This window comes from Methanosarcina sp. (genome assembly GCF_049706645.1).
Lineage (GTDB): Archaea > Halobacteriota > Methanosarcinia > Methanosarcinales > Methanosarcinaceae > Methanosarcina.
On the sequence record NZ_JBNAKP010000024.1, the window covers coordinates 131,153 to 147,742 of the forward strand.

General features: G+C 44.4%; 15 protein-coding genes. 7 read left to right on the forward strand and 8 right to left on the reverse strand.

The window, feature by feature from the left end; translation table 11 throughout:
- Position 1 precedes the first annotated feature (1 nt).
- Complete coding sequence (locus ACPK8D_RS10085) at positions 2-832, forward strand: ABC transporter ATP-binding protein (RefSeq protein WP_424717719.1); 831 nt, start codon at positions 2-4, stop codon at positions 830-832.
- Between the two features lie 386 nt (positions 833-1,218).
- On the opposite strand, the gene ACPK8D_RS10090 is transcribed toward ACPK8D_RS10085, so the two are convergent.
- From ACPK8D_RS10090 to ACPK8D_RS10100, 3 genes are all read right to left on the reverse strand, one after another.
- Positions 1,219-1,989 carry a hypothetical protein gene (locus ACPK8D_RS10090; RefSeq protein WP_424717720.1) on the reverse strand — a complete coding sequence of 257 codons (771 nt, stop codon included), beginning with the start codon at positions 1,987-1,989 and terminating at the stop codon, positions 1,219-1,221.
- Between the two features lie 294 nt (positions 1,990-2,283).
- Positions 2,284-2,535 carry a heavy-metal-associated domain-containing protein gene (locus ACPK8D_RS10095; protein WP_424717768.1) on the reverse strand — a complete coding sequence of 84 codons (252 nt, stop codon included), beginning with the start codon at positions 2,533-2,535 and terminating at the stop codon, positions 2,284-2,286.
- Between the two features lie 178 nt (positions 2,536-2,713).
- Positions 2,714-4,369 (reverse strand): ABC1 kinase family protein, encoded by a 1,656-nt coding sequence (locus ACPK8D_RS10100; RefSeq protein WP_424717721.1) that lies wholly within the window; start codon positions 4,367-4,369, stop codon positions 2,714-2,716.
- Between the two features lie 279 nt (positions 4,370-4,648).
- Between ACPK8D_RS10100 and ACPK8D_RS10105 the strand changes: the two genes are divergently transcribed.
- Complete coding sequence (locus ACPK8D_RS10105; protein WP_424717722.1) at positions 4,649-5,584, forward strand: nucleoside recognition domain-containing protein; 936 nt, start codon at positions 4,649-4,651, stop codon at positions 5,582-5,584.
- A gap of 144 nt (positions 5,585-5,728) precedes the next feature.
- Here ACPK8D_RS10105 and ACPK8D_RS10110 read toward each other — a convergent pair whose 3' ends face one another.
- Both ACPK8D_RS10110 and ACPK8D_RS10115 read right to left on the reverse strand, forming a co-directional pair.
- Positions 5,729-6,328, reverse strand: coding sequence for a class I SAM-dependent methyltransferase (locus tag ACPK8D_RS10110; RefSeq protein ID WP_424717723.1), 600 nt, complete (start codon positions 6,326-6,328; stop codon positions 5,729-5,731).
- A gap of 172 nt (positions 6,329-6,500) precedes the next feature.
- Complete coding sequence (locus tag ACPK8D_RS10115; protein ID WP_424717724.1) at positions 6,501-7,481, reverse strand: DUF2278 family protein; 981 nt, start codon at positions 7,479-7,481, stop codon at positions 6,501-6,503.
- Positions 7,482-7,869: 388 nt separating this feature from the next.
- Here ACPK8D_RS10115 and ACPK8D_RS10120 point away from each other — a divergent pair, with 388 nt between their 5' ends.
- Entirely contained in the window at positions 7,870-8,052 is a 183-nt protein-coding gene (locus ACPK8D_RS10120) for a hypothetical protein (RefSeq protein WP_424717725.1), read from the forward strand.
- Here ACPK8D_RS10120 and ACPK8D_RS10125 read toward each other — a convergent pair.
- Complete coding sequence (locus tag ACPK8D_RS10125; protein ID WP_424717726.1) at positions 8,018-8,635, reverse strand: class I SAM-dependent methyltransferase; 618 nt, start codon at positions 8,633-8,635, stop codon at positions 8,018-8,020. The genes ACPK8D_RS10120 and ACPK8D_RS10125 overlap by 35 nt on opposite strands.
- A gap of 277 nt (positions 8,636-8,912) precedes the next feature.
- Here ACPK8D_RS10125 and argH point away from each other — a divergent pair, with 277 nt between their 5' ends.
- Positions 8,913-10,388, forward strand: coding sequence for an argininosuccinate lyase (gene argH / locus ACPK8D_RS10130; protein ID WP_424717727.1), 1,476 nt, complete (start codon positions 8,913-8,915; stop codon positions 10,386-10,388).
- Positions 10,389-10,658: 270 nt separating this feature from the next.
- The gene (gene gatD, locus ACPK8D_RS10135) at positions 10,659-11,933 is read left to right on the forward strand and encodes a Glu-tRNA(Gln) amidotransferase subunit GatD (RefSeq protein ID WP_424717728.1); all 1,275 of its coding nucleotides are present in this window, start codon (positions 10,659-10,661) and stop codon (positions 11,931-11,933) included.
- 104 nt (positions 11,934-12,037) lie between these two features.
- Here gatD and ACPK8D_RS10140 read toward each other — a convergent pair whose 3' ends face one another.
- On the reverse strand, positions 12,038-12,991 hold the full coding sequence (locus ACPK8D_RS10140) for a hypothetical protein (protein WP_424717729.1): 954 nt from the start codon (positions 12,989-12,991) through the stop codon (positions 12,038-12,040).
- Between the two features lie 210 nt (positions 12,992-13,201).
- Between ACPK8D_RS10140 and ACPK8D_RS10145 the strand changes: the two genes are divergently transcribed.
- Together ACPK8D_RS10145 and ACPK8D_RS10150 are read left to right on the forward strand one after the other, a co-directional pair.
- A complete protein-coding gene (locus tag ACPK8D_RS10145; RefSeq protein ID WP_424717730.1) occupies positions 13,202-13,360 on the forward strand; it encodes a symporter small accessory protein in 159 nt (52 codons plus the stop codon).
- Positions 13,361-13,458: 98 nt separating this feature from the next.
- On the forward strand, positions 13,459-15,117 hold the full coding sequence (locus tag ACPK8D_RS10150) for a sodium:solute symporter family protein (protein WP_424717731.1): 1,659 nt from the start codon (positions 13,459-13,461) through the stop codon (positions 15,115-15,117).
- 157 nt (positions 15,118-15,274) lie between these two features.
- On the opposite strand, the gene larA is transcribed toward ACPK8D_RS10150, so the two are convergent.
- Complete coding sequence (gene larA, locus ACPK8D_RS10155) at positions 15,275-16,534, reverse strand: nickel-dependent lactate racemase (RefSeq protein ID WP_424717732.1); 1,260 nt, start codon at positions 16,532-16,534, stop codon at positions 15,275-15,277.
- Positions 16,535-16,590: the final 56 nt, after the last annotated feature.

Consider the following 16,590-nt stretch of genomic DNA (forward strand, 5'->3'; position numbering starts at 1 on the left):
TATGTTTATTTCTGTTGAAGAAGTATCAAAAATATACGAGCTAAAGGACAAAAGTAACTCCGTAGCTCTGGAAAAAGTTAATTTATCGATTGAAGAAGGAAAATTCATCTGCCTGCTTGGTCCGAGCGGATGTGGAAAAACAACGCTCCTGAACATGATAGCAGGCTTTGATAGGCCTTCCACTGGAGCTATTAAGATTAATGGAAATGGTGTTAGCCATCCTTCAGCTGATAGGATTGCTATATTCCAGAATTTTGGATTGTTGCCGTGGAGAACAGTAATCAAGAATGTGGAGCTGGGGCTGGAATCAAAAGGATTTGATGAGAAGAAGCGTCGTGAAATAGCTGAGGAATATCTCGAACTTGTCGGGTTGTCAGATTACAAAAAACATCATCCAAACCAGCTTTCCGGAGGTATGCAGCAAAGAATTGCTATCGCAAGGGCCCTGGCGGTTGACCCGGAAATTCTTTTTATGGATGAGCCCTTCGGAGCCCTGGATGCAATGACACGAATGACCATGCAGGATGAGATTGAAAGAATCTGGCAAGAGAAGAAAAAAACAATAATATTTGTCACGCATGATATCGAAGAAGCAGTGTTTTTGGCAGATAAGATTGTTGTTATGACAGCTGGCCCAGGTAAAGTAAAGAAAATCATTGATGTGCCCTTAGCCAGGAAAAGAGATAGAACAAGTGCTGATTTTCTAGCGATACGCGATGAGGTATTTAGAGAATTTGACCTGAAGTCTGTCACTAAAACAAAATACCATCAATCTCAGTCAGAGCTTCCAATTCAGCATCGAGCTTCTGATGTGCTTGCTTTTCAGACATGATTAATGACTCACGGGCACAACCTGATTTCATTACTCCTTTGCCTTTTGTATCCGTCTACTGCTACAAATTCAAGATCGCGCTGGCAACCCTGATTTTTGTGAATGCAGGTCAGGTTGTATTATCACGGCACTCTTGGAGAGTTAAAAAGGTCAGTTATAAAACACAGGAAAAAAAAAGTTCTTTTTACACAAGGCAGTCAGGGCATTAATCCAATATATAAGTCAAAAGACACATCAGATAGAAAAAAATCAATGGGGGGACGAACCCCCGCTAGTTTCAAGCCTATTTTCAGTTTTAAAGTCTGGTTTCAATTTTAAGCTGATCTATCAGACTTGACAGAATTTTTAGTACACTTCCAACTTATGATCTTCTGTTGTATCTATCATCACATACTCATATGTTCTGTCATGTTCCCTGTCATATTTTCTCCTGCAATGCATTCGTAGGCCATCATCATCTGGTCCATCATCTCCAGCTGAGACTCGTTGGTTGCAGTGCTCGGGTCCTTGAGGTGCATCTCATGCATTTCGATAGCCTGCTCAAGCCAGAACCGGGCACAGGCAAGTCTCGCCTGGGCTGCACTGGCATTTGTATCCATTCCCATCATGCAGCAGGTTCCATTCATCATAGAGTCGTTGCCCATCATACAATGCATCATGGTGTCGTTCATTGAGTCGTTACCCATCATACAGTGCATCATGGTCCCGTTCATGGAGTCATTTCCCATCATACAGTGCATGCAGTGGTGCATACAGTGGTGCATCATGGTGTCGTTCAATGAGTCGTTACCCATCATACAGTGCATCATGGTCCCGTTCATGGAGTCATTTCCCATCATACAGCGCATCATGGTGTCATTCATCGACTGATTTCCTATCATGCACTGCATCATTGTCTCATTAGCTGAGAGATTTCCCATTATACAATGATGCCCCATCATGTAACTCGTCATCGTATCATTGGCCGGACGGTCTCCAATGCCGGATAGCTTTATGCTACATGTTTGATTGTCAGGACAAACGATCACCGTGCTTCGTTGATTCATCATATTTCCCTGACCCATCATATCTCCAGCAATTGGCTCCACCAGTGCGATCACTATTACTGCTATTAATGCCAGCAACAGTGCTGGCTTTAAAGTTCCCGATTTTATCACTTTATTCTCCCCCGTAGTGTACCGAATTTAATAAACTTGATACACAGTAAATAAACAGGTACACATTCATTTGTTCGATTAACATAAAAGTTTTAGTATAATAGCAACCGCTGTGAAACTATTTTTACAGCCTCAGATTTAATAAAAAAGCTTTAAAGACCACTGGTCGACGATGTCAGGATTTTCAGTCGCTAACCTAATGACCAGGCTAGTTGAAGTCTTTAATGCCTGTCACGCCAGATAGACAAAACCGGGAATAAACAAGTGAGAAAGCAGAATTGCATGTCAACCGAACTATAAAGGCTTATACCCTGCTTCCCGGACAGCAGCCTTGATCTTTTCCAGGCTGGTCCTGAACTCCTCGAATTCCACAACTGCTTCCTTTGTTTCCAGATTTACATCAACCCCGGTTACGCCCTGCACGGAAGCAATAGCTCTCCCAACCTTTAAGACACAGTGATCACATGCCATACCTTCGATTTTTAAGGTTTCCTGTGCCAGAAACTCACCCCCTTTTAATGAACTCTGAGCATAGTTCTTATAAATATTTTATCTATCTTGATTTTATATTTATTTCATCTATTTTTGATTTTTATTATATATTTTAATTTTGAGATTTATTTTGCCTATTTCGTTTGTATTATTTTATCTGTTTTTATTGCACTGCATTAAATTCTATTTATAATTCTCATTCACTCGGCCCTTTTACCGATTAAATACCTTCTCAGTCACTCCGAATTATAGCAAGAAGGGCTATCAGGATCGAAACCCCGAATCCGGCCAGTCCGACCCAAGAAAAAGTGCCTCCGTTTAACAGGATATAGGTCGAGGCAATAAGCAGGATGGCCAGATAGAACTCTTTCGAGAAAACATTTTTTCTGTTTTCGTCCTGTTTTAAGGAAAGGAATTTATCCCCCATTCCTTCCATTTTATCGGCAACTTCCCTAATCGCAGCCCTCAATTCAGCCTTTTCGTCCACGGGTTCGGTGGAAAACTCGATATGAAGAGCTGCGCCTTTTGGAGCATTAAGCTTTTTGTAAGCATCCATCAGCACGGGAATTGCGATAGTTTTAATATTGTATCTCGGGTCCAGTTCCAGGCAGACCCCTTCTATAAGCAGGATTGCCCTCTGAAGGGTAGAAAACTCCCCGGGCAGCCGGATATCGTACTTCAGGCCGAGCTTGGCGTAATTGTCGCTTTGCCTGCCTTCAAGCCCATAGTTCTGGTTTGCGATAAGGCTGTCCATATCTTTCCTGAGCCTGTGGATGTCCACTTCTCGGGCATCCGTACCCCCGATTTTCAGGAAACCCTGAGTTGCCCCTTCCACGTCCCTGTTGTTAATGGCGTAATAAAACTCCAGCATGTGTTTCTGGAGCTCCTCGTCGATGCTGCCCACAGCCCCGAAATCAATGAAAGCGATAGTATCGTTTTCCTGAACCAGCATATTGCCCCCGTGAGGGTCGGCATGGTAAAAACCGTCGATATAGACCTGCTTAAGATAGCTTTTGGTGATGGTACGCGTATATTCCGATTTCTTGCTCTGAGGCACAGGCATATCAATTATATCCTTGATCTGGGTTCCCCGGATAAATTCCATTGTAAGGACATTGGCTGAACAGTAATCGGAATAGATTTTAGGTACAGACACATTTTTCACGTTCTTGAAATTGTCCTCAAAACGCCGCATGTTAACGGCTTCGGTTCTAAGGTCAACCTCGCGGGTAAGCATCTCCCGGATCTCCAGTAAAAGCGCATCAATATCAAAATTACTCCCCAGGCCGAGCACCTTTCGCATAACAGGCTTGAAATCATCCAGGATAGAAAGGTCAATATTTATAATGTCAATCAGGTTCGGGCGAAGAATCTTTACGGCAACCGGTTTGCCTTCCATAACCCCTTCATAGACCTGCGCAATCGAGCCGCAGGCAATGGGCTCCGGATCAAAGCTGTCAAAGATCCCAATAAAAGCTTTTGCTTTTCTCTCCCGTGAGGCCTTAAGCTCTTCTTCCGTTTTTTTCCGATTTCGTTCCGCACGGGTCTGATATTCGCACACGCAGGCGAGATCAAGGGATTCGGCCATCTCTTCAAAAGGCACCGGCTTAACCTTATCCTGAAGGTTTGCCATTTCTATGACATAAGGCTGGGGAACAAGATCAGGCCTCTTGCTCATGGTCTGCCCCATTTTGATGAAAGTCGGCCCGAGCTCTTCGAAAGCCTGCCTGAGCTTTACGGCCGTCTGCCTGTTTTCGAGATCAAAATTACAGGTGCACTCGGGATTTGAGATATAATCGGTGCGCAGATCCCGATAGAGTTCAGGAATAAGATTGTATTTCAAAAGGACCCTGGTAATCTCAAGATACCGCTTTGTTTTCCCCAGCATTCATTTTATTAATTGGTCATCATTGTTTAAGAGAATTTCTTTGATAATTAGGTTTGGGCTGTTGATTAGCTGGATGAAACCAGAATTCTGTTTTATCGATTGAAGACTAATCGGTTGAAGATTGATCGGTTGAAGATTGATCGGTTAAATTCTATCGATTAAGCTCTATCGATTGAGTTCTATCGATTGAGTTCTATAGGTTGAAGACTTATAGATTGAAAAGATAATTATGAATTATTTTAGATAAATTAATAAACTTTGTTACCAGAATATCGCTGAATGTTACTCGACACCATTATACAATCGGCTGAGTATCTTCTAAAAACAGGCCCCTCAATAATCCTGGGAGTTATCCTTGCAGAACTTCTTGTGAGCCTCGGCTGGTTCTACAAATTTGATTTTCTGGTAAGCCCGATTACAAACTATGCCCATCTCAGAAAAGAATGTGGAGTGGGCTTCCTTACGGCTTTTGCGTCCACATCTTCGGCTAATGCTTCACTTAAAAGCATGTACGACAGGGGAATGATAAAGGAAAGCGAACTGGTCATAGCTTCGGTTTTGAACTCCTTTCCCGCAATTGTTATGCACTGGAGGACCCTGCTCCCGATACTTGTGCCCCTGCTTGGCACAACCGGGATCATCTATGTGGGGCTGATAACCCTTGTAGGGCTTGTAAAAACCCTTATAGTACTTATTGCCGGCCATTTCCTGCTTGAAGGAGAAAAAGTACATTTTGAAGCCTTTGAGAAAAAAGAAGCCCCGGAATTAAAAATAGCGTTTAAAGAAAGCCTGAGAACTTCGAAAAAAACGATAATCAGGATTTTCAAAGTGATGGTGCCCGTAACATTCCTGGTTTTTGTCCTGACAGACCTCGACGTGTTTGATTCTCTTGGCTCATATCTCAACCCTATCTCGGAATACCTGCCTGTGCCCGTGGAAGGACTCCCGGTTATTGCGGCCCTTTTTGCAAGCCACCTTGCAGCCTACACGCTTGCAGCAAGCCTCATGGAGCAGGGAATTTTAAGCGGCCTTGAAGTCATAATTGTCCTGCTGGTAGGCAATATCGTAACAAGCCTTGGAACCCTGAGGATTTACATCCCGCACTACGTAGGAATCTTCGGCCCCAGGATAGGGATGAAAGCCATCCTGATTTCCCAAACCCTCAGACTGTTTGTTATGGTCGGGATCACGGGGATTATTTTAATGGTGTTTTAAAGTGAAAACAATTATCTTACGAATGACTATTGCCCTGTTTAAGTGAATGCTGGTCTTTAAGGTGAAAACGATGACAAAGAAGCCAAAATATTCCGAAGCTGTAAAATAAAATAAGGAAAAAGTCTATGTTTTTGTAAGAAAAAATTATGGTTTTGCCCTTATTTTCCAGAAAACGTCCTTAAAAGCCAGTTTTTTTGCTTTCTGAATGCTAAAGCCTGCTTTTTCGATATTATTCACAGTATTTCGGGTCGTATGGTCTCCAAGCAGGAAAAATAGAACAGGGTTAATTAAATGTTCCATGAAGTCAATAAAAGGGTAGCTGCTGTGCACGTGCTCGAGGGCTATCAGTTCCCCGGAAGGTTTCAGAACTCGCCTCATTTCCTTAAGAGCTTTCACAGGATCAGGGACTGTACAGAGAACAAAAGTCGTGACCACGTAATCGAAGCTGTTGTCCGGAAATTCAAGGCGTTCGGCATCCATAGGATAAAGAGTAACGTTTTTCATTCCTTCGGCTTTTTCCCGGGCTCTCTGGAGCATACTTTCGCTTTTGTCGATCCCTATCACCCGACAGCCTGCCGGATAGTATTTCAGGTTTCTTCCGGTACCAACCCCGACTTCCAGGATTTTCCCGTTCAGGCCTGAAAGGGCTTCTTTTCTCCATTTCCGGAAAAAAAGAAGTTCCAGAGGCAGGTCTATCAGCTCATATACGGGTGCGATTCGGTTGTACTTCGAGACCACGGACATTAGACAAATTTACGCATTCCTTATGATTAAATTTTCTGGAATATACAACCGGAAATCTGTTAAACAGAGAGAAAGAGAGAGCAAAATAGATAGTTGAAAGAATGGACTCTATAAAGCTATATAGTCCATTCTTTTGTCAGGCATTTTTTCTGTACGGCTGAGTGCTATATCGTCACGCTCTTGAAAAGACTATAGTCCATCCTTTTTTAGAGGCTTCTTTCTCGATATAGCTGACTCCGTCCATCTTAAAGCCCTCATCGTCCAGAAGGGTTATGATACCTCCTTCTTTGGGAAGTTTGAATTCTCCTTCCGAAATCGGTATCTTCACGGTATCTCCGGCATTTAAAGTTCCTTGAAGGCTTATCTTCATTTTATTAATATCAGCCAGCATCCATCCGTCAAGTACAACCGGCTCAGGCGTGGCATTGAGGATGGTAGCGTTCTTCTCTTCTTCGCCTGCTGGGTTCACAAGGGCGGCAACAATACACACACGTTTCTCGATAACCTCCGGAATTGCATGGCCCGTAACATCGTCGGTGTGGAAGGACTGAGACTGGAAGGCCAGGAAGACAGCTACCCATTTATTTTCGTCCGGATAGTGGAATATAATGCCACCATCCTGCCAGACGCCATCATCTTCCCTCCACTTCTCACTATTCCCCTGGTTCATATGTATGTCATGGATCCCGTTTCCGGGCTTGAAACCAAAATATTTGTCACGTTTGCTCTCCGGGCCCCACCGCTGGCCAAAGGCGTAAATCTCACTGGTTTCCATGGAAATCGCTTTCTCTACATACTTATGAAAAAGCTCATTCAGGTCGTTGTCAGGCCCCGGAAGGTCATGGGGCAGCAGTTTCATCCTGGCGGTATCGAAAAGGTTGCCTCGAATAAAGTCCAGCGCCATTCCCCCGGGCTGGCTCTCCAGTTCCTTGAAGCCAAAGGGTAGAGTCACCAGGTCTTTGAGAATAGGGTGACTGAAATCCTCGTCTGCATAGTAGAGCACAGTTGAGGGCTCAACCTGGGATTTGACATTAATGGCTATTCTGAACAGGTCATCATCACTGACTTTCACCTGGAAATGAGGGCTAGATCCCTGGCCATTCCTTGTATCTATTGCCTTTCCTTTGAGCACACCGTATCGGTCTAAGGGCATAACATTCACCTCTTGGAGCTACTGAAGGCCTGATACCTGCTGAAGTTCGGATGTTTTTCTGGAACCCGGATACTTTTAACATTCTCAGGGATGCCGGAGTTTAGCACTGGCTCTGCTATGTTTGAATACTGTAAATTAAAAATCCCGAAAGCAAGAAGAGACCCACCTGCTCAAGATGCCAGGTTTTTACAGTAGCTGCTAAATTAAGCTGCTAAATTAATGAGAATAGGTCGTTATATGTAATAATCTATAACTAATTTTATATAAGTAGTTTTAATCTTCTCCAAGCAGGACCAGTTGTTGGGAAAGCCTCGAAATTCCATAATCAGCTAACCAATTATATCTTGTTAACTAATCAATTTATATTTATTAATTAACCAATTTTATCTTGATTCTTCAAGAAAGAGACCTGAGTAACGCCTGCACGAAAGATGCACGAAAGATGCACGAAAGACGCACGAAAGATACACGGAAGACGCACGAAGGATGCACGAAAATTATAATGCCCGGACAATGCCCGGACAATACCTGGCACTCTAAGGGAATAAACCTCTTTGCGGTTTTGCCCTGATCTTCTTGAAAACATCCCGGAAAGCCATATTTTTTGTTTCCTTGATAACAAATCCGGCTTTTTCTATATTACCCACCGTATTTCGGGTCATATCGTCTCCGATAAAGAAAAACATGATCGGATTGATCAAATCCTCAATGCGGGCAATAAAGGGGCTGCTGCTGCGCATATGTTCAAGGGCTATCAGTTCCCCTGAAGGCTTGAGAACTCTTCTCATTTCTTTAAGGGCCTTCACAGGATCAGGGATGGAACAGAGGACAAAGGTCGTAACCACGTAATCAAAACTGTTATCCAGAAATTCGAGGTGCTCGGCATCCATAAGATTAAGAGTGATATTTTTCATACCCCTTGCCTTTTTGCGGGCTTTTTCAAGCATCCCTGCGCTGTTATCTATCCCGATTACCGAACAGCCTGCCGGATAGTATTTAAGATTCCTTCCGGTTCCTACCCCGACCTCCAGGACTTTTCCACTAAGGTTTGAAAGAGCTTCTTCTCTCCACCTTCCGTAAAGGAAAAGCTCTACCGGCAACTCTATGATGTCGTAAACCGCTGAAATCCGGTTGTACTTTGAAACCACGGACATTAAGTGAACTTACGCTTTCCTTACGATTAGCTTTTTTGGGAAACCTGAGGAAAAGCAAGCGTTCACCTGATACTAGCTTCCTGATATCACTATTGACAGGAAAGCTCCGGGAAACCGATTCATATTTAAGCGTTAGAAATAATACCACGCTACAAATCTTACACGAAATGTTGCATCAAACTTACATTAAAATCTCACATTAAATCTTACATTAATCTCACAGACAGTATTGCCACAGATATGTATAATTTACTAAATACCAGAAAGAGGAAACCCGATGAGCAATATTTTACGCAGAGGCAGGCTGGAGGCCGCCCAGGACGAGGAAATCTTACGTTATACGTCCTCTATGGAAGCTGACAGGTGGATTTTTGATGCTGATATAGCAGTGGACCTTGCCCACACGGTAATGTTGAAAGAGCAGGGCATTATAAATAGGGAGGACTGCAGCAAAATTCTTAGCGGGCTTTTGAAAATCAGGGAGGAAGGGATGGAAAAGCTCGATTTCAGCTATGAAGACATTCATATTTCTCTTGAGTCAAGGCTCATCGATCTGGTTGGGGAAGATGTCGGGGGCAGGATGCACTCGGGACGTTCCAGGAACGATGAGGTTGCAACCTGCATAAGGCTGGCGCTAAGGGAAGAACTGACCGGACTGCTTGAAGAAATACATGAGCTGAGGCAAACTCTTCTTACCCTTGCGAGAAAACATACCGACACACTCATGCCCGGGTTTACCCACCTGCAACATGCCCAGCCGACAACGCTTGCTCATCATCTCTGCGCCCATGAAACAGCGCTTGGCAGGGATTTTGACAGGGTTCAGGATGCTTACTCAAGGGTAAACCTCTGCCCGCTTGGAGCTGCAGCTTTTGCTTCCACGGGTTTTAATCTTAACAGGAAAAGAACCCTGGAACTCCTTGGCTTTGCAGGCTTGCTTGAAAATTCAATGGATGCGGTCAGCAGCAGGGACTTTCTTATTGAATGCGCCTCGGGATTTACAAATCTGATGATAAACCTGAGCCGCATGGCCGAAGAGCTTGTAATCTGGTCCTCTTCCGAATTCAATTTCATAGAACTGGACGACATGTACGCTTCTACGTCCTCAATTATGCCGCAGAAGAAAAATCCTGATACTGCCGAACTTATGCGCGGAAAAACAGGAGTAGCCGTGGGCGCACTTATGTCCCTGATTACGATCTGCAAGGGGCTTCCCCTGAGTTATAACCGGGATCTACAGGAAGCAACCCCAAATATCTGGAGGTCTGTAGAAACGGTAAGGGCTTCAGTGAGGATTATGGAGGGAATGATAAGAACTATGAAAGTCCGCCCAGAAGTTCTTGCTGCCCAGTCAGTGGCAGGTTTTACGACAGCTACCGAACTTGCGGATACCTTCGTCCGCGAAACCGGAATTCCTTTCAGGACTGCTCACCAGATAGTAGGGATGCTTGCAAGGGAAATGGAAAGGCCCACACTGGAAAAGATCGATTCCGTAGCCGAAATCGTGCTGGGCGAATCTCTTTCAAGCCGAGGGCTCACGGAAAAGATGGTAAAAGAAGCCCTTAATCCGGTTTCGAACATAAAGAGAAGGAAAATCGCTGGCGGACCCGCTCCCGAAGAAATGCGGAGTTACCTCCTGAGAAGGCAAACCGAACTCGAACTAAACAGGCAAGAAATTGCAACCCTGAAAGATATCACAGACTCGGCTTTTGAAAACCTGCTCGCAGTCGTTAATGAGTACAGGAAAGCTTGAGCTGTGAGGAAAAAGCCCTCAGTGCTAATACACTCGAATTAACAGACCAATATTAATAAATTCAGTCTTAACATAATAAATCTTAACACGCTCAGTATTAATGCACCGGCATTAATGCACCAGAATACATTCGATATTAATACATCAATTTTAACACACTCAGTATTAATATTACTTTGACCTCTTAGTATCACGCAATACCTCTGTATCACAACAGAATACCGATTATTTATGTAGCGGTTCAAAAAGTTATCATAAAAGGGATTAGTTATGGAATTCAAACAGGGCGACCGGGTACGTATTGAAAAGAACGGCACTGTCTACGAAGGCAAAGTGATGCCGTCTATGGAAGGATATATTACAATAAAAATGAACAGCGGTTATAATGCCGGTTTTTTCACGGATAAGGTAAAGGTAACTCTTCTGGGGAACAATGGAGAAGGCAAAAACGGAGACCGGAACGGCGGGAAAGAGTCTAAAGAGGCAGGAGAAACGATATCGAAGCGCGGTAAAAAGCTCCCAAAAGTCGCGATTCTTTCCACAGGCGGAACAATTGCCAGCAAAATCGACTACAGGACAGGTGCAGTAACATCCCAGTTTACTGCGGACGATATCCTTGCAGCTATCCCTGAACTCAAAGCGATAGCCGATTTTAAAGGCAGGGTAATCTCAAGCATCCTTTCGGAAAATATGGACTCCGAATCCTGGCAAACTCTTGCCCGCGCAGTCGTTGAGGAAATTGAAGCCGGTGCCGATGGGATAATCGTAACCCATGGGACAGACACAATGATGTACACGGCTGCAGCCCTTTCCTTCATGATCGAAACGCCAGTACCTATTGTTCTGGTAGGCTCCCAGAGAAGTGCAGACCGTCCAAGCAGCGATAACGCCATGAATGCAATCTGTGCAGCTCTGGTCGCTATAAGTGATATTGCTGAAGTTTCGGTTGTTATGCACGGGACGACCTCGGACGATTTCTGCGAGATCCACCGTGGGACCAAAGTCAGGAAGATGCATACTTCTCGCAGGAACGCTTTCAAGTCCTTAAACTCCCTTCCGATAGGGATCGTGGATTACAATACAAGGGAAATAAAAACCTCCATTGAGTATATCAGGCGTGGAGAGAGACCTCTCAAATTCAAGCCTGGCATGGAACCTAGATGTGCCCTTGTTAAATTTACGCCGGGTGCAGACCCTGCAATTCTTGACTGTTATATCAATGGCGGGTACAGAGGGCTGGTTCTCGAAGGTACCGGACTCGGGCACGTTTCTACGAAGTGGGTCCCCATGATCCGGAAAGCCACGGATGCAAAAATGCCTGTTATCGTAACATCCCAGTGCCTTAACGGCAGAATCTGCGACCGCGTCTATGATACGGGCCGTGATATGCTGAAAGCCGGTGCAATAGAAGGGGAAGACACCCTGCCCGAAACCGCCCTGGTTAAACTTATGTGGGTTCTCGGCCAGACCGATGAATTCGACGAAGCTATCGAAATGCTCAGGGAAGACCTCAGTGGAGAAATTACTCAGTGCTGTTTTAAGTGAAGTAAAAAATCAAATCGAATTTAGAAAATTAAATTCAAAAAGAGAATGAACCCCTTAAAAGATTCATCTGCAATTTCAAAAGGAGAGTGAATCCTTTAAAGGGTTCATCTATAATTTCCATCTCCCATTGTAATTTTTCCTGGCACCTGTATCCAGCCCTGCTGCGAGCCGTTAAGATCGGTATATATAAATTCAGAATATCGGTTTCCATTCCACCCGTAGATCCACCACTCATTCCAGCCTGAGAAATCAATCAATAGGGAAACCTGGGTTTCCGGAGAGGCTTCATAATCGGCATAGATCAGGGAATCATAGTTATAAACTGCAGGAGGTTCTCTATTTTCCGGATAAGGCATGTCATATGCCGAAAGGGACCGATTGTATGCAGGGTTCAGTACAGGCTCATTCCCTATCGGGGATCTTGTATTAATTTCTGAATCAGAGTTAAGACCTACAAGGATCCATAGAGGCTTTCCAATCTGTAGATTTTCGGAGGAATTTGCCTCTATACTGGCATCCAACAATTCCTCTTCCTTCGCTTTTTCTTTCTTCAATTCTTCTTCCTTCAATTCCTCTTCCTTCAATTCCTCTTCTTTCACTTCAGCTTTCTTCAGATTATTTTCCTGCATTTTGTCGTCTTGCATTTCGTTTTCCTTTATTTCATATGTCAGTTCCGGACTTTGAACATAACCAGCTTCTTCTGATTTTGGGATTTCACTTTCAACGGCAGGAGAGTACATTTCCGGAACAAAACTATCTGTTTTTAATACAAGCATTTTTCCATGTTCCGTATCCAGAATACTTAAATTCCATTCCCCTGTTTCCTGTAAGCCTCTGCTTATAAGTTCTTTTCCGATCTCGGATTCGTTTTCATAAACCGGCAGTGGGAGGTAGAAGGTTACGTTTTTCAGCTCCGAATCCGTCCGAAGAGTCACACCATAATCGTACGAACTCGTAAAACTGTCATGATAGAGCCGGTCTGTATGATAGTATAATAGACTGGCCCCCAGAACAAGAAGAAATAAGACAATCAGGCTGGCTTTTACCAATTTGCGCATAAAAACACCCTCCGGATTTTTGCAGCAGTATCCCGACCCCGTCAGTCTGGAGTGAAGCTGTATTAAATTAATTTTGCAATTTATAAAGTTTACTTTCTACTGGAATTTTTCCTTACTCAATATATTTAAATAACAAAAAGCGTTAAATGTACAATGCTAACAGGTATCACGTTAGCTATTATCAGGATATTTTCCAGGAAGGTGTTATAGATGTTAGGAATAGCTGATCCGCAAATCTGGCTTGCATATCTTGCTTGTGTATTTAGTGCACTCGGATGCATGGTTTATGGGGCATTGAATTGGAGAGAGAAAAAAGAAGAAAAGGCAGTAAAGAGCGGTACTCAGAAACAGGTGATTCAGGACCAGTAAACGGGTCAGGGATTTACTCTAAAGAGTTCATTTCAGTTAAACCTTTTTGGTAATGCCTGAGAAAAAACAGTAGTCAAAACTATTCTGGAGTTATTTTTATGGCAGTCAGTACTTCAACTCTGATCCTTTTTGTCGTTGTTTATTTTGCGGCCACTTTCTACGTTGCCCGGCTGGGGTATAAGAAAAATTCCCAGACAGATGGGTATATGCTTGCAGGCCGACGCGTACCCCCGGCAATTATGGCTCTCTCCTACGGAGCTGCGTTTATCAGCACTTCTGCGATTATAGGATTCGGAGGAGTAGCCGCTTCCTTAGGAATGGGGCTTCTGTGGCTTGTCTTCATGAACATCTTTTTCGGGATTTTCATTGCTTTCGTGGTCTTTGGCCCTGGAACCCGGCGCATGGGACTAAACCTTGGAGCCATTACTTACCCTGAATTTATAGGAAAACGCTTCCAATCCAGATTTATTCAAGCATTTTCCGGGCTTATTGTAGCGGTTTTCATGCCACTTTACGCTGCAAGCGTGATCATAGGGGCAGGTCGTTTTCTTGAGACCACGCTTGGGATAAACTATAACCTCGCTCTTCTGCTTTTTACCGTTATCATTGCTTTTTATGTGATTAAAGGCGGCCTCCTGTCAGTAATGTACGTTGATGCAATGCAGGCCACTATTATGTTGATAGGAATGACATTTCTGCTGGTATTTACCTACAGCAAACTGGGAGGAGTTGTAGAAGCCCACCAGGCTCTTACTAATATGGCAAACCTTGTTCCTCAGGCACTTGTTGATCAGGGGCACAGGGGCTGGACTGCAATGCCAGCTTTCAATTCCCCGATCTGGTGGACACTGGTTTCCACAATCATAATGGGAGTAGGGATAGGAGTACTTGCGCAGCCACAGCTTGCAGTCAGGTTTATGACTGTGAAAGACGACCGTTCTTTGAAAAGGGCAGTTGCTGTGGGAGGTCCCTTCCTTCTGATGATGGCAGGAGTCGCATATGTTGTGGGAGCTCTTTCCAATGTATACTTTTACAGGACTACAGGCATGATTTCCCTTCAGGTTGTCCCTGGCGGGAATACTGACCTTATAATTCCCGCATTCCTGAACCATACAATGCCTGAGATGTTTGTGGCAATCTTCATGCTCAGCCTGCTCTCGGCAGCAATGTCTACTGCAGCTGCCCAGTTCCACACTATGGGTACAGCCATAGGGTACGACTTCTACCAGCAGGGCCTCATGAAAGGCAAGTCCAGTGCAAGTACCGTCCATGTTACAAAGTTAGGGGTTGCCTTTACCATCCTGGTTTCAGTTATCCTGGCTTATATTCTCCCGGGAAGTATTATCGCAAGAGCTACTGCCATGTTCATGGGCCTGTGCACATCCGCCTTCCTGCCCCTCTACATTGGAGCGCTGTTCTGGAAGCGTACAACAAAAGCCGGAGCAACTGCAAGCCTTGTTGTGGGCTCGATAAGCAGTCTCTTCTGGCTGGTCTTTGTCCATGCAAAAGAAGCAGTGCCTCTCGGGATCTGCCAGGCAATATTCGGAAAAGCGACTTTACTTGCCGGCACCTGGCCTCTTGTAGACCCGATCCTGGTCGCAACCCCTCTCTCTTTCCTTGCCCTTATTGTGGTAAGCCTTATGACACCCAAATTCTCGCCAGAGTTCCTGAAGAAAGTTTACAGGCGAAGGTTTGAAGATGAAGAAGAAGTATCGGAAACAGCATCACACAAAGCAACGGATTCGGCAGGCATTTAAGCCTGCCCCTCCGCGCTTTATTTTTTATTTCTGCTTCCTTTGTTTCCTGCTCTTTTTTTAAAAAAAGTCTAATATTTCAGATTTTTTAATATTTCAAAGGTTTTAAGTTTGAAACTTCAAAATAGGCAAACTGAAAGCCTGGCAAACTGAAAGCTTATCAGTTATCTTTTCGGACAGGCAGGGTCTGCCCTCCGTGAGGCATAAGGTGAATCTTTGCATCAGGATTTTCTGACAGGACTGCAGATAATGCGTCCTTCAAGCTTGCCATCGGAGTAAAGAATGCAGTTCTTGTTTGCTCTTCCGGGAGTTTTGATACCAGGTAAAGCCTGAATTTTTTTGAGATTTTTGCAATGATCGCAGTTTTATGCCCCCCAAATTCGAAACACTTTTTGAAACGCTCGATTGCATCGTCAGGGCTCCGGCATTCCCTGTTCCAGCATTCATAGACCTGGTTTCCGATTCCTTCGGCACATTCGGCCACAAGGATAATGGAACCTCCTTCTTTCACTGCCTGGGTTGCATTGTCAAGTGCCTTATTTGCCTGGAAAAGGTTGATATCTTTCGGAAAGCCTCCGCAGGAAACTATAACCGCATCTGCGGGCTCAACAGGCACCTTGTACATGGAATCTACAACCTCCATACCTTTCCTGTGGGCTTCGATGAAGCCCCCGGCAACGGCAGCAACTATCTCTTTTTTGCTGTCAAGCACCACATTCAGGATAAAATCAAGGCCGGTAATTTTTGCGGCTTCTTCCATGTCCTGCCGCACAGGACCGTCGACCCTTCCGGAGACAGCTTTTTCGTCAATCATCATTTTATGGTTTGTAATAACTGCCTCTGTCGAGCTTACACCAGGCAGCACTGACTTTGCTCCCCCGCTGTATCCTGCGTAGTAATGGAACTCAATGCTTCCGGTCCCTATGATAATGTCTGCATCAAGAACACTTTCAAATATCTCTATCGGGGTCCCTCGGGAGGTCATGCCGATACGTCTGCATTTGTGGGTATTGTGCTGGATGCAACGGATTTTTCCGTAGACCTCATTTCCTACCAGTTTTCTGGATTCCTCTTCAGTCTGGTCTCTGTGCAGCCCAAGAGCAAAGACAACAGTAATATTCTCGTCCTTTGCCCCTCCAAGATAAAGTTCTTCGAGCAGAGGCGGAAGAAGCTTTGCAGTCGGGGTTGGCCGAGTAACATCGCTTACGATAATTACAATGCCCGAATCCGGATTTACAATCTCGGAAAGCCGTTTGCTTTTTACGGGGTTTTCAAGCGCTTTTTTAATCAAGAAAGCTGCATCTTCCTTTTTTTCAGGCTCCGAGGGCAAAATTACGCTCGAGATGTTTCTCTCAGGAATATCAAGCTCTATCGCGGTGCTTCCGAAAGCCAGTGGAATCTTGTTTATTTTTGGGGTCATGTTCATGCCGATGCTTTCACTTGTTATGTAAAATTATACGGAGAAACAACTATAAA